We start from the raw sequence: 12,946 nt of genomic DNA on the forward strand, positions 1-12,946 counted from the left end.
CCTGTCGGGCGGGGGAAGGGGGAAGGCGCCGGTGGCGCTGTCGTTCAGGGGCCGTCTTGGTGGTGCCGCTCCCAGACGTCCTCGCAGGCGTCGCAGAGAGCCTCCGCCGCCCGCCGCTGCCGCAGGGAGAGCGGCCGGTGGGCGAGGACACGGAACCGGGCGCCCAGGGCGGCGGCGTAGCCCGCGAGCTCGCTGCCCGGGGTTCCGGGGGGCGCGCCGAGCTGGGTCGCCAGCTCGGCGCCGGCGAGCAGGGTCTCCATGGCGCGCCGGTCGCCGGCCGGGACCATCGGGGAGGAGCGCAGGGTCTCGACCGAGACGGGATCCACGGGGATCGGGGGGAGCGGGCCGCCTCGCTCCGGGGTGTCCGGGCCGGGCCCCTCGTCCAGGGCCGTGCAGACCAGGTCCTCCAGGACCGTCAGCACGTCTCTGGCACGGTGCCCGCCGGTGCGGCCCTCGCTCATCATGGCGAGGGTGCGCCAGCGCATCGACGCCGCCGTGGCCGCGGCGGCGATCTCCTCCCGCGAGGCTCCGGCCGGCAGGCCGAGCTGCTCGGCGGGATCGTCGTGGCGGGCCAGGAGGAGGAGCTCGGCGGTCATCTCCTCGTTCAGCACCAGCGTCCCCCGGCCGAGGGCCTCGGCCGCGGCGAAGATCCGCAGGCCGCCCAGGGCGGTCGCGATCGGCCGGTTCTCGTCGAGCTGGGCCGCCAGCGCGTCCAGGGTCGAGCGGTCGGAGCCCATCGCGGGAGAGCGGGCGATCCGGCGGAGCCGGGTCAGGGCGTCGAGCGCCTTGAGCTGGTCGGCGCGGCGGGCGAAGTGGGCCAGGCCCGCCGCGACGGAGCCGGTCGCGGCCTGTCCCGCCGAGGCGTATCCCGAGCGTTCCAGCAGGTGGGCGGCGAGCCGGGCGGGGTCGGGGGCCTCGCCCCGCCGCAGCGCGCCGATCGCGGTGGCGATGCCGTAGCGGTGCAGCCGTTCCACCAGCCGCTGCCGAATCCCGGCGGGCACGGGGAGGTCGGGCGCCGTGCGGAAGTCGTTCAGGTCCAGGAGGTAGTCCTCCAGGTCGTCCTCGTCGAGGTCGGCCAGTTGCGACAGGGCCTTGACCTCCTCGGCGTCCAGCGGGCACGCGCGCGCGGTCTCGGCCAGCAGGCCGATCACCGGGACCACGTCGAAGACGGAGGTGCGCAGGTCCCGGTAGCCCTTGGCCGCCAGCCGCCGCGCGGTCGGCCAGGGATCGTCCTCGTCGCCGCGCCGGTCGACCTGGCCCAGCACGGCGAGGGTGTTGACGCAGCTCATGCCGCACGCGTCGGTGAGGCCACGGAACTCGGCGAGGGCGTTGTCATCGAATTTCTGGACATAACGCAGTACGTAGATCATCGCCTGTGCGCGGTCGTCCTCCTCGCCGGAGCCGAACAGCATGCTCCTGGCGGCCCGCTCGTTGGCGGCCGTCACCGTGTTCATGCCGGGGGTGTCGATGATGGTGACCGTGCGCAGGGACGGCAGGTCCAGCGTGACGCGCAGGCGCCGGATGCGGGCCACGTCGACGCCGAGGTCGGCGGGGAGCCGGTGGCCGGGCAGCAGCCGGGAGTGGGCCACGCCGCCGTCCAGGAGTTCGACGGTGACGCGGCCGTCGTCCTCGCCGTACTCGTACTGGGTGACCACGAAAGTGCACTCGCCCGCGTCCACGGGGGCGACGGGCAGCCCGAGCAGCGCGTTCACCAGGGTGGACTTGCCGCTGCTCACCGCGCCCGCCACCGCGACCCGCAGCGGCGCGTCGAGGCCGGCGCGTACCTGACCGACCCGCTCGCGCAGCTCCGCCCCGGCCAGCCTGGCCGAGGTGGTGTCGCACAGGCGGCGCAGCAGCTCCGCCGGGCCGGCCCTCACGCGGCACCGCCGCGGAGCGGGTCCTCGCGGTGGACGGGGAGGCCCGGACCGGGCGGCGGATCGGGCAGCAGGGAGAGGTCGCCGCCGTCGGACGAGAACGTCTGGTCGAGCATGTGCCGGTACTCCTCCTCGGTCGGTTCCGGGATCGTCTCGAAGAGGAGTCGACGCAGCTCAGTCAGGCCGTCTGACTCCTCGCGAGGAGATCCGAGGTCCGAATTGTCACGGTCCAATATCATGACGTGTCACCTCATGCCGGATGATCGCGCGGCGTGGTGTCATTGGCTGATTTCCACCCCGGGAGGATGTGTGGCCGATGACGAGCGGGTCGCTGAGCAGTACCGCCGAGGACGAGGGTCTTCTCGTCGCCGCAGCGCGGGCGGGTGACGAGCGGGCCTTCGCCGAGCTGTGGTCGACCGCGCAGCGCCAGGCCTTCGGCGTCTGTTATCACCTGACCGGAAACCGCGCCGACGCGCTCGACGCGCTGCAGGAGACGCAGCTCGCCGCGTGGAAGGGACTGGCCTCCTTCGAGGGCAGGGCGTCCTTCCGGTCCTGGGTCCTCGTCATCGCGCGCAACGCCGCCCACGCGGCGGTCCGGCGCCGCTCTCCCGGCGGGGTGCTCTTCGCCGAGGTGGCCGAGGAGTCGGTGCTCGCGGCCCCCTTCGAGGACGCCGTCGCCCAGCTCGCAGACCTGCGCCGGGCGCTGGCCACGCTGCCGGCCTCCCACCGGGAGGCGCTGCTGCTGTGGGCGGGCGGCCTCACCTACGAGCAGGTGGCGGCCTCGCTGGAGGTGCCGCTCAACACGGTGAGGGCCTGGATCCACCGGGCCAGACGGCGGCTTCAGGCCGGGCTCGCCGGCGGCTGAGCGCCTCACGGCGCCGTCCCGGCTCCGGGGGCCCCGTGCCGGTAGACGGCGACCTGCGGCACGCGGATCACACGGTCACCGTCGGCATACCCCCGCTTGACGGTCTCCGCGACGACGTCGTGCAGCTCCGGCCGCTCGGTCGGCTCGATGCCGAACGCCTCGTGCACGCGCGGGTCGAAGCGCTGCCCGTCCGCGACGATCTCCCGGACCCCGGCCCGGTTCAGCCCGTCCAGCAGCGTGCCGGCCAGCCGGGGATGCCGCTCGGCGATCTGGTCCCGGCAGCCGATGCAGGCCTCCACCAGGGCCTCACGCCCCGGAGGACCCTCGGCGAAGAGGCGCTCCACCTGCTGGGCGAGCGCCTGGCTGATCCCGCTCCCGGCGACCTCCGCCAGCGCCTCGGCCATCGGGCCGGACGCGGCGGGGGCGGCCCGCCGCGGCGGCGCCCCGGAGGCCGCGGGCGCCCTGGGTCGGTCTGTCATCGATCGTCTTCCTCGTCGGCGGGCCCGTGTGAACCCGAGTCCGGGTTCCCCCCTGGTGAGATCACACGGGCGCGTGCCGGATCGGGTGATCAGGCGGTCGGGAAGGGCCCCTGGGTCTGGGTGTAGTCGGAGACCCCGTCGCCGTTGACGTCGACCCGGGCCTCGTCGATGTAGCCGTCGCCGTCGTTGTCGAGGTAGACGATGTCGGTGACACCGTCGCCGTCGACGTCGTAGCGCTCCTCGTCGGCGATGCCGTCCCCGTCGATGTCGATCAGCTGGGCGTCGGCGCTGCCGTCACCGTCATAGTCGATCAGGTCCGTGGAGGTCACGTCGAAATCGCTCATTTTCCGATCCTTTCGAATGGTGTTCGTCAGCGGAGAGTCGTGGCCGCGACGGATTGTTACACCGGGACCGGAGAATTCTCGCCGGACGTCCGCCCGGGGACCGCGCCGCCGCCTCAGCTCAGCTCAGCGCGCGGGCGGTGTGGATCAGCGGAACGTGGCTGAAGGCCTGCGGGAAGTTGCCGACCATGCGGCCGTAACGGGGGTCGTACTCCTCGGCGAGCAGGCCGACGTCGTTGCGCAGGGTCAGCAGCCGCTCGAACAGCTCCACCGCCTCGTCCTTGCGGCCGATCATCGACAGGGCCTCGGCCAGCCAGAAGCTGCACGCCAGGAACGCGCCCTCGCCGCCGGGCAGGCCGTCCACGTCGTTGTCGGAGGCCATGGGGTAGCGCAGTACGAAGCCGTCGACCATCAGCTCGCGCTGGACCGCCTCCACGGTGCCGATCACGCGCGGGTCCTCCGGTGGCAGGAAGCCGACGATCGGGATCAGCAGCAGGGAGGCGTCCAGCTCATGCGAGCCGTACGACTGGGTGAAGGTCCGGCGCGTCTGGTCGAAGCCCTTGTCGCAGATCTCGGCGTGGATCTGGTCGCGCACCTCCTTCCAGTGCTCCACCGGGCCGGTGCGGCCGAAGCTCTCCGCCTGCTTGACGGCCCGGTCCAGGGCCACCCAGCACATCACCTTGGAGTGGGTGAAGTGGCGGCGCGGACCGCGGACCTCCCACAGCCCCTCGTCGGGCTCGTCCCAGTGCCGCTCCACGTATTCGATGAGCTCGCGCTGGATGGTCCAGGCCCGATCGTCGGGCTCCATGCCCGACACGCGCGACAGGTACAGGGCGTTCATCACCTCCCCGTAGACGTCCAGCTGGAGCTGGTCGACCGCGCCGTTGCCGATCCGGACCGGCCGGGAGTCCTCGTAGCCGGGCAGCCAGTCAAGCTCCAGCTCCGTCAGCCGGCGCTCACCCGACACGCTGTACATGATCTGCAGGTCCTGCGCCCGGCCCGCGATGGCCCGCAGCAGCCATGCCCTCCAGGCGCGGGCCTCGCCCAGGTATCCGCCGCCGATGAGGGCCTCCAGCGTCATGGTGGCGTCGCGCAGCCAGCAGAAGCGGTAGTCCCAGTTGCGGACCCCGCCGAGGTCCTCGGGCAGGGAGGTGGTGGGGGCGGCGACGATGCCCCCGGTGGGCTCGTAGGTGAGCGCCTTGAGGGTGATGAGGGAGCGGACCACGGCCTCGCGCCACGGGCCCTGGTAGGTGCACTGCTCCACCCATTCGGCCCACAGCGCCTCGGTCTCGGTCAGCTGCTCGAAGGGGTCGATCTCGACCGGCCTGGACTCGTGCGAGGGGTGCCAGGTGAACACGAACGCCAGGCGCTCACCGGCCGAGACCCGGAACCTCGCCTTGTGCGCGTAGTCGCCGCCCTGGAGGGGGACGGGGGAGTGCAGCCACGCGGAGTCGGGCCCGCCGACGGCCTGCAGCAGGCCGTCGGTGCGGCGCACCCAGGGCACGATCCGGCCGTAGTCGAAGCGGATGCGGATCTCGGTGGCCATCTCCACCGTGCCGGACACGCACTCCACGATCCTGACCAGGTCGGGGTTGGCCTGCCGCGCGGGCATGAAGTCGGTTACCCGGACCGTGCCGTCCGGGGTGTCCCACTCGCTCTCCAGCACCAGGGACTCGCCCTTGTAGCGGCGCCGGGTGGCGGCGGTCCGCCCGGCGTCGGCCGGGCCGAGCCACCACTGCCCGTTCTGCTTGTCGCCGAGCAGCGCCGCGAAGCACGCCGGCGAGTCGAACCTGGGCAGGCAGAGCCAGTCGATGGCGCCGTTCCGCCCGACCAGGGCGGCTGACTGCATGTCTCCGATGAGCGCGTAATCCTCGATCCGCATGTCCTTGACGCTAATGCCTCCCTGCGGCCGCCGCTCAGCCCTTGGGGCGCATCCGCGGCATGAAGAACTGGGTCAGGGGTCCGATCGCCAGGGCGAACACCACGGTGCCGATCCCCACGGTCCCGCCGAGCAGCCAGCCGATGGCCAGCACCGTGACCTCGATGCTCGTGCGGGCCGTGCGGATGGACAGGCCGAGGCGGTTGAGGCCGGTCATCAGCCCGTCGCGCGGGCCCGGGCCCAGGCCCGCGCCGAGGTAGAGGCCGGTCGCCGCGCCGGTGGCGACGACGCCGAGCAGTAGGTAGGCCCAGCGCGCGGCCAGCGGTTCCGGGGTCGGGACGAGCCACATGACGGCGTCGGCGAACACGCCGAGCAGGACGACGTTGCTGATGGTGCCGATCCCGGGCTTCTGCCTGAGCGGGATCCACAGCAGCATGACCAGGGCTCCCACCAGGATGATCCAGGTGCCGATCGACAGGCCCAGGTGGATGGACAGGCCCTGGTGGAACACGTCCCAGGGGCTGCCGCCGAGGTGCGACTCGATCTGCAGGCCGATCCCGGCGCCGTAGAGCGCCAGGCCCGCGTAGAGGCGCGTGAGCCGGCTGGGAAGGGAGCCAAGAGTCGGGAGAGAAATTTCGCTCATAATGGCCTTAATCATCTAGGCCACTGGCCTGAACCAAAAGGGCCAATCATGGAAAGTGGCCTTATAGTGGTCGGTATGGACCGGTACCTGAGCGGGCCCCAGCTCGCCCGCCTCGTGGCGATCGACCCCGACACCAGGCCGTACTACAGCGCGCTGGCCGGGGCCGTGCGGCTGTTGATCCTCGACGGCCGGCTGCCCGTGCGGATGCGCGTCCCGGCCGAGCGGCACCTCGCCGAGGCCCTGGGCGTCAGCCGTACCACCGTGACCGCCGCCTACGACCGGCTCCGCGAGCAGGGATACCTGGAGAGCAGGCAGGGGGCGGGGAGCTGGACCGCGCTGCCCGACCCGGGCTCGATGGGCGCGGAGAACCCGTGGATCGCCGCCAACGACGACGGGCTGCTGCCGCTGCACGCCGCCGCCCCGCTGGCGCCCTCGGCGCTCGCCCCGGCGGTCGCCTACGCCGCCGAACACTACCAGCGCCACGCGCTCGGCATCGGCTACGATCCGCTCGGGATCGCGCCGCTGCGCGAGGCGATCGCGGCCCGCTACACCACGCGGGGGCTGGCCACCCGGCCCGAGCAGATCCTGGTCACCACGGGGGCCCAGCAGGCGCTCCACCTGCTGGCCGCGATGCTGCTGCCGGCGGGCGACGCGATCTTGCTGGAGTCGCCCACCTACCCGCACGCGATGGACGTGGCGAGGATGCGCGGCGCCCGGATCGTCCCGGTCGGCATCCCCGACGACGGCTGGCACCTGGACCTGCTCACCTGTGCGATGCGCCAGTCGGCCGCCCGCCTCGCCTACCTGATCCCCGACTTCCAGAACCCGACCGGGCACCTGATGGACGACGCCACGCGGGCCGCCCTGGTCGGTGCCGCCAGGCGGTACGGCACCACGCTGATCGTGGACGAGACCTGGAGCGAGCTGGCGATCGACGAGGTGCCCAAGGCGGCCCCGCTGGCCGCCTTCGACACCGACGGGCGGGTGATCAGCATCGGGTCGGCGTCCAAGCTGTGGTGGGGCGGGCTGCGCATCGGCTGGATCCGCACCACCGCCGCCATGGTCCGCCGCCTGGCCGTGCTCCGCGCGGGCGTGGACATCGCCAGCCCGCTGCTGGAGCAGCTCGCCGTGGCCCGGCTGTTCGAGGACATCGAGGAGACCAGGGCCGAGCGTCGCCGCACCCTCCGCGCCTCCAGGGCCGCCCTGGTGGCGGCGGTGCGGGAGCGGATGCCCGACTGGGACTTCACCGTGCCCAAGGGCGGAGGCTCGCTCTGGGTGCGGCTGGCGGGCCCGTCGGCCACCGCGCTCGCCGACGCGGCGAGCTGCCACGGGGTACGGCTCGCACCCGGCCCCTGGTTCGGCGTGGACGGCACGCTGGAGGGCCGGCTCCGCCTGCCCTTCACCCAGCCGCCGCAGGTCCTCGCCGAGGCGGTGGAGCGCATCGCCGAGGCCAGGATCAGGGGGCCGTACGGCGTCCGTCCCGCCGAGCCGCTCACCCCCGCGCTGTGAGGCCTACTCCGAGGTGACGCCTCTGGCCAGCGGCGCGCGCAGCCGCAGCCGCATGGCCGCGATCCGCAGTCCGAAGGCGAGCACGGCGGCGGCCAGCGTGGCCGGCCAGCCGTGCAGGTCGACGGTGTAGAGGGCGGCCATGACCGCCGAGCCGAGCATGGCGGGCACCGCGTAGAGCTGGCGGTCGTAGAGCAGGTTCGGGATCTGGCCGGCGAGGACGTCACGCAGGATGCCGCCGCCGACCGCCGTGGTGACCCCGAGCAGCGCCCCGTGCAGCGGGCTGAGGCCGAAGTTCATCGCCTTCTCGGTGCCGACCGCGCAGAACAGGCCCAGGCCCGCCGCGTCGAGCACGTCCACGGCGGGCATCACCCGCTGCACGTGCGGATGCCAGAAGAACACGATCACCGTGGCGGCGACCGGCACGAGCACGTAGCCGGTGCTGGAGAAGGCGGCGGGCCGTACGTTGAGGATCAGGTCGCGCAGGATCCCGCCGCCCAGGGCCGTCATCTCGGCGAGTACGGCCATGCCCACCACGTCCAGCCGTTTGCGGACGCCGACGAGGGCGCCGGAGAGGGCGAAGACGAAGATTCCGACAAGGTCCAGCACCTGGTTCACCAGTGAATCATCCCATGACCGGCTCTATGCGCTCTCCGGCAGGGCTACGGGGGCCCGGTCCCCACCGCGTTCTCGTGGTGCTCGCGCATCATGGCCCGGAGCCTGCCGACGGACGCGAGCAGCGCCAGACCCGCCACGACGGCGATCGCCGCGAGCGTCAGGAAGTACGCGGAATCCGACATGTAGTTCTTCAGGCGGCCCGTCTGCCCGCCCACGGCGTCGCCCACCGAGACGGCGATGAACCACACCCCGAGCATCTGGCCCTTGAACGCCTGCGGGGCGAGCTTGGTGGTGACCGACAGGCCGACCGGGCTCAGCGACAGCTCGCCGAAGACCTGGATGAGGTAGACCAGCACCAGCCACCACACCGAGATCCTCCCGCTCTCGGCCAGCCGGGCGGCCAGGGCCATGACCACGAAGCTCAGGGCGATCATGAACAGCGCGAAGGCGAACTTCTGCGGAGCGGTCACCCGGTTGCCCAGCCTGACCCAGAGCGCGGCGAAGACCGGCACGAAGATCATGATGAACAGCGGGTTGAACGACTGCGTGGTCGCGGCCGTGATCCGGACGCCGAACAGCGACAGGTCGGTCCTGTCCTGGGCGAAGAACAGCAGCACCGTCGGGGCCAGGTCGTAGATCATCCAGAAGACGGCGGCGGCGATGAACAGCCAGATGTAGGCCTTCATCCGCGAACGCTCGTCGTCGGTCAGGTTGTGGCTGCCGAACAGGATGTAGGCGAAGTAGGCCACCGGGACGATGACGATGATCACCGTCACCACGAGCGCGAAGGTGTCGAGGTCGAACGTGCCCGAGGCCACCCAGGCGGCCAGGGCGCCGGCGATCACGGCGGCGGCGGCCAGGGCCGACAGCACGAAGTGCCGGTGCTCGCGCGGGGTCAGCCGGTGGCCGGGCTCCTCGCCCACGCCCCCGAGGTGGCGGCGGCCCAGCACGTACTGGACCAGGCCCAGCGCCATGCCGACCGCCGCCGCGCTGAAGCCCAGATGCCAGCGGTTGTCGGCGGCGAGCCAGCCGACGACGAGGGGGGCGATGAAGGCGCCCAGGTTGATGCCGAGGTAGAAGATGGAGAAGCCCGCGTCCCTGCGCGCGTCGTCGTCCTCCGGGTAGAGCTTGCCGACCATCGCGGAGATGTTGGGCTTCAGCAGCCCGGTCCCGATGATGATGAGAAGCAGGCCCAGGGCGACGAAGGCGCCCGTCCTGACCGGGATGGCCATGCTGATGTGGCCGCACATGATGACGAAGCCGCCCCACAGCACCGCCCTGCGGGCGCCGAGCACGCGGTCGGCGACCCAGCCGCCGGGCAGGGCCACCAGATAGATGAGCGCGCCGTAGATGCCGACGATCGCCTGGGCGGTCTGCTGCGTCAGGCCGAGGCCGCCCATGACCGGGGAGGCGGCCATGAAGGTGGCCAGGATGGCCCGGAGGCCGTACCAGCTGAAGCGTTCCCACATCTCGGTGCCGAACAGCGTGGCCAGGCCCCGCGGATGTCCGAAGAAAGTCTTCTCGCGAGCGCCCGTCCCCGATGTCATGTGGCCCCCCGGCGTCATCATGTGATCGGGTTCTAACTCTACGTACGGGTCCCGGCCGGGGATGAGGGAGGTTGTGCATTGTGACGCTTCTTCTCACGCGCAGGGGCTTGTCCGGGGCAACGCCGTGTGGTGCGATGCATGCCACTCATGCAAGTGAGCACTTTCAGGAGGCGTCATGGCCGGTGTCCTTGAAGAGCGTGCGGCGATCGAGCGGGAGATCGCGGGCCGTACCGTTTGCGAGCAGTTGGCGGAGACGGCCGAGCGCGCCCCCGACGCTCCGGCCTACTCCGACCCGGTCGACGGGGGCTGGGCCACCCTCACCTACGCCGAGGCCCGGCAGCGGGTCCTGGAGATCGCCGCCGGCTTCGTCGCCCTCGGGCTGCGACCGGGCGAGGCGGTCGCGCTGATGATGGTCAACCGCAGCGAGCACGTCCTGGCCGACCTGGGCGCCGTGCACGCGGGCGGCGTGTCGTGCTCGGTCTACGCCACCTTCGCCCCGGACCAGGTGGCCTTCGTCGCCGGCGACGTCGGTGCGAGGATCGTCGTGCTGGGCGGGCCGGCCGACCTGGCCAGGTGGGAACCGGTGCTGGACGGGCTTCCCGGGATCGTCAAGATCGTCATGCTGGAGGGCGCCCCGTCCGGCGACCGCTTCCTCGGCTGGGAGGAGTTCCTGGCCCTGGGGCGCGCGCGGCTCGCCGAGGACCCCGCCTCGATCGAGGAGCGCTGGCGGGCCGTGAGCGCCGGCGACACCCTGACGGTCCTCTACACCTCCGGCACCACCGGCAACCCCAAGGGTGTGCCGCTGACCCACGCCAACGTGTTCTTCGAGGTGGCGGCGACCAGCCGGATGGTCTCGCTGCCCGACAGGGGCACCCAGATCTCCTACCTCACCTACGCCCACATCGCCGAGCGGGTGCTCAGCCTCTACCTGCCGCTGTTCAAGATCTCCCACACCCACTTCTGCACCGACCTCGCCCAGCTCGGCGCCACCCTCGGCCAGGTCAAGCCGGTGCTGTTCTTCGGCGTCCCGCGGGTCTGGGAGAAGATGATGGCCCGCCTGCAGGCGCTGCTGGCCACCCAGCCGCAGGAGCAGCAGGAGAACGTGCGCACCGCCATGGCCGCCGGTCTCGCCCACGTCGAGGCCAGCCAGTACGGGCGGACCCCCTCGCCCGAGGTCCAGGCCGCCTACGAGCAGGCCGACGCCGCGCTGCTGTCGATCATCCGTTCGATGATCGGCCTCGACAACGCGGCCTGGCTGGCCAGCGCCGCCGCCCCGATGCCGCTGGAGGTCCAGCGCTTCTTCGCCGGCCTCGGCATGCGCGTGATCGACGTGTACGGCATGACCGAGACGACGGGCGCGTTCACCGCCAACGCCCCCGACCGCTTCAAGCTCGGCACGGTCGGCCAGGCCGGCCCGGGCGTCGAGGTCCGCATAGCCGAGGACGGGGAGATCCTCACCCGCAGCCCCGCCAACGCCGGCGGCTACCTGAACCGGCCCGAGGCGACCGCCGAACTGCTGGACGAGGACGGCTGGCTGCACACCGGCGACGTGGGCTCCATCGACGAGGACGGCTTCGTCCGCATCGTCGACCGCAAGAAGGAGCTCATCATCACCTCCGGCGGCGAGAACATCTCCCCGGCCAACATCGAGAACTACCTCAAGGAGCACCCCCTCGTCGGGCAGGCCCTGGCCTACGGCGACGGCAGGCCGTACCCGGTGGCGGTCCTCACCCTCGACGGCGAGGTCGCCCCCGGCTGGGCGCAGGGCCGCGGCATCGAGTTCACCACCCTGGCCGACCTCGCCGAGCATCCCGACGTGCTCAAGGTCGTCGAGGCCGCGGTCGCCGCGGCCAACGACAAGCTCGCCCGCGTCCAGCAGGTCAAGCGCTGGCGTCTGCTGCCGGCGGAGTGGACGGCCGAGACCGAGGAGCTCACGCCGAGCCTGAAGCTCAAGCGCCGCGTCATCCACGCCAAGTACGCCGAGATCATCGACGGAATGTACGACAGCTAGACAAGCACCGGCCGTGGACGCCGGTGACGGCGACCCGGTCCGACGGGCTCGAAATGGGCGGGGCCTCGCGGCGGGATGCGAGTCGAGCGGGACTCACATCGGCCGGAGGCCCTCACGCCCCGCCGTGACGTCCCGCCGGCCGAGCCGGGCCGTCTCCACCTGGCGCGTCGCCGGCGTCGCGCGGGCGGCGTTTTGCCCAACCAGACGTGTGTCGTCTCCTCGGTCATTACCGGGTGGTTCCTAGCCTCCTAGCCATGACCATGAGAGTCCTTCTTCCCGTCCTGGCGGCGGGGGCCGCCGCTCTGCCGGTGGGGGCCGCCGCCGCCCTGCCGACGCGGGCCGAGCCGCCCGCCACCGTCAAGGACCTGGCGATCCGCTCCATAACCCTGGCCCCCGAAGCCCCCGTGGTCGGACCGTCCGACACGGTGCGCCTGGTGATCGAGGTGGTCGCCCGCGGGGTCTCGGGCCCGCAGGGGATGACGGTCCAGGTCGAACCGGGCGCGCCGCCCGAGTCCGGGACGGGCGCTCTCCCCGGGGCCGGGCCCGGGGTCCAGACGATCTCCGAGCCGGCCCAGCTCCCCGTGCCGCCCGCCCTGACCTACCTCACCCCCGCGGAGCCGGCCGGCCAGGCGCCTGCCGCCTCCGGCCGCGCCGGCCGACGGCACGCGACCGGGCCGGCCGCGCGTGCCGCCCGGGAGTGGGAGACCTGGCGGTTCCGGCCGGAGAAGAGGCTGAGCCGCTGGTACCCCGCCGGGCGCTGGACCGTCGCGGTGACCGCCAGGGGGACGGACGGCGGCACGGTCACCGAGTACGCCGGGTTCTGGCTGAGACGCGAGGCCAAGTTCAGCGCCGTCCAGGCGGTCAGGAAGGCGACGGGGGTGGAGGTCAAAGGCGTGCTCAACCGGGTCGATCCGCAGGGCTACCTGGACTACGCGCCCTTCCCCGGCCAGACCGTCGAGATCCTGCACCGCACGACGGAGCAGGAGGAATGGACGGAGACGGCCGAGGCCACCACCGACCTGCAGGGCCATTTCCTCCAGACCGTGACGGGTCGCCGGGGAGGCGAGTGGCGGGCCCGGTTCGCGGGGACGGCGCACTACGCCCTCAGGCACAGCCGCGTCCACGAGGCCTCCCGGCGGTGACCCCCGACCGCCGGCCGCACCCGCGCCGCCGGCCGCACCCG

At 72.4% G+C, this 12,946-nt stretch carries 12 protein-coding genes; 4 read left to right on the forward strand and 8 right to left on the reverse strand.

Annotation, left to right across the window (positions count from 1 at the left end; all coding sequences use genetic code 11):
* Window positions 1–44: 44 nt before the first annotated feature.
* Entirely contained in the window at window positions 45–1,877 is a 1,833-nt protein-coding gene (locus BM085_RS14365; protein WP_093887497.1) for a dynamin family protein, read from the reverse strand.
* Entirely contained in the window at window positions 1,874–2,113 is a 240-nt protein-coding gene (locus BM085_RS14370) for a hypothetical protein (protein WP_143120918.1), read from the reverse strand. Before BM085_RS14370 ends, BM085_RS14365 begins: the two co-directional genes overlap by 4 nt.
* Window positions 2,114–2,190: 77 nt before the next feature.
* Between BM085_RS14370 and BM085_RS14375 the strand changes: the two genes are divergently transcribed.
* Complete coding sequence (locus BM085_RS14375) at window positions 2,191–2,739, forward strand: RNA polymerase sigma factor (RefSeq protein ID WP_093887499.1); 549 nt, start codon at window positions 2,191–2,193, stop codon at window positions 2,737–2,739.
* A gap of 5 nt (window positions 2,740–2,744) precedes the next feature.
* Here the strand turns inward: BM085_RS14375 and grpE are convergent, their stop codons facing one another.
* The 4 genes from grpE to yczE form a co-directional block, all read right to left on the reverse strand.
* Window positions 2,745–3,218 (reverse strand): nucleotide exchange factor GrpE, encoded by a 474-nt coding sequence (gene grpE, locus BM085_RS14380; RefSeq protein WP_093887500.1) that lies wholly within the window; start codon window positions 3,216–3,218, stop codon window positions 2,745–2,747.
* An 89-nt stretch (window positions 3,219–3,307) separates the two neighbouring features.
* Window positions 3,308–3,562 carry a hypothetical protein gene (locus BM085_RS14385; RefSeq protein WP_093887501.1) on the reverse strand — a complete coding sequence of 85 codons (255 nt, stop codon included), beginning with the start codon at window positions 3,560–3,562 and terminating at the stop codon, window positions 3,308–3,310.
* Between the two features lie 118 nt (window positions 3,563–3,680).
* Entirely contained in the window at window positions 3,681–5,441 is a 1,761-nt protein-coding gene (locus tag BM085_RS14390) for a glycoside hydrolase family 15 protein (RefSeq protein ID WP_093887502.1), read from the reverse strand.
* Between the two features lie 34 nt (window positions 5,442–5,475).
* Complete coding sequence (gene yczE / locus BM085_RS14395) at window positions 5,476–6,081, reverse strand: membrane protein YczE (protein WP_245789314.1); 606 nt, start codon at window positions 6,079–6,081, stop codon at window positions 5,476–5,478.
* 75 nt (window positions 6,082–6,156) lie between these two features.
* On the opposite strand from yczE, the gene yczR reads away from it, so the two are divergent.
* Complete coding sequence (yczR, locus tag BM085_RS14400; protein ID WP_093887504.1) at window positions 6,157–7,590, forward strand: MocR-like transcription factor YczR; 1,434 nt, start codon at window positions 6,157–6,159, stop codon at window positions 7,588–7,590.
* A 3-nt stretch (window positions 7,591–7,593) separates the two neighbouring features.
* Here yczR and BM085_RS14405 read toward each other — a convergent pair whose 3' ends face one another.
* The gene (locus BM085_RS14405; RefSeq protein ID WP_093887505.1) at window positions 7,594–8,205 is read right to left on the reverse strand and encodes a trimeric intracellular cation channel family protein; all 612 of its coding nucleotides are present in this window, start codon (window positions 8,203–8,205) and stop codon (window positions 7,594–7,596) included.
* 44 nt (window positions 8,206–8,249) lie between these two features.
* Window positions 8,250–9,752 carry a peptide MFS transporter gene (locus BM085_RS14410; RefSeq protein WP_093887506.1) on the reverse strand — a complete coding sequence of 501 codons (1,503 nt, stop codon included), beginning with the start codon at window positions 9,750–9,752 and terminating at the stop codon, window positions 8,250–8,252.
* A 175-nt stretch (window positions 9,753–9,927) separates the two neighbouring features.
* Between BM085_RS14410 and BM085_RS14415 the strand changes: the two genes are divergently transcribed.
* Both BM085_RS14415 and BM085_RS14420 read left to right on the forward strand, forming a co-directional pair.
* Window positions 9,928–11,763 (forward strand): AMP-dependent synthetase/ligase, encoded by a 1,836-nt coding sequence (locus tag BM085_RS14415; RefSeq protein ID WP_093887507.1) that lies wholly within the window; start codon window positions 9,928–9,930, stop codon window positions 11,761–11,763.
* A 254-nt stretch (window positions 11,764–12,017) separates the two neighbouring features.
* The gene (locus BM085_RS14420) at window positions 12,018–12,905 is read left to right on the forward strand and encodes a hypothetical protein (protein ID WP_093887508.1); all 888 of its coding nucleotides are present in this window, start codon (window positions 12,018–12,020) and stop codon (window positions 12,903–12,905) included.
* Window positions 12,906–12,946 lie beyond the last annotated feature (41 nt).

The organism is Streptosporangium canum, assembly GCF_900113865.1.
Classification (GTDB): domain Bacteria; phylum Actinomycetota; class Actinomycetes; order Streptosporangiales; family Streptosporangiaceae; genus Streptosporangium; species Streptosporangium canum.

Bases quoted from the DNA above. Each gene is read 5' to 3' on its own strand.
- BM085_RS14370 (WP_143120918.1), bottom strand. From the start codon at position 2,113: ATGATATTGGACCGTGACAATTCGGACCTCGGATCTCCTCGCGAGGAG.
- BM085_RS14375 (WP_093887499.1), top strand. From the start codon at position 2,191: ATGACGAGCGGGTCGCTGAGCAGTACCGCCGAGGACGAGGGTCTTCTC.
- grpE (WP_093887500.1), bottom strand. From the start codon at position 3,218: ATGACAGACCGACCCAGGGCGCCCGCGGCCTCCGGGGCGCCGCCGCGG.
- BM085_RS14385 (WP_093887501.1), bottom strand. From the start codon at position 3,562: ATGAGCGATTTCGACGTGACCTCCACGGACCTGATCGACTATGACGGT.
- BM085_RS14390 (WP_093887502.1), bottom strand. From the start codon at position 5,441: ATGCGGATCGAGGATTACGCGCTCATCGGAGACATGCAGTCAGCCGCC.
- yczE (WP_245789314.1), bottom strand. From the start codon at position 6,081: ATGAGCGAAATTTCTCTCCCGACTCTTGGCTCCCTTCCCAGCCGGCTC.
- yczR (WP_093887504.1), top strand. From the start codon at position 6,157: ATGGACCGGTACCTGAGCGGGCCCCAGCTCGCCCGCCTCGTGGCGATC.
- BM085_RS14410 (WP_093887506.1), bottom strand. From the start codon at position 9,752: ATGACATCGGGGACGGGCGCTCGCGAGAAGACTTTCTTCGGACATCCG.
- BM085_RS14415 (WP_093887507.1), top strand. From the start codon at position 9,928: ATGGCCGGTGTCCTTGAAGAGCGTGCGGCGATCGAGCGGGAGATCGCG.
- BM085_RS14420 (WP_093887508.1), top strand. From the start codon at position 12,018: ATGACCATGAGAGTCCTTCTTCCCGTCCTGGCGGCGGGGGCCGCCGCT.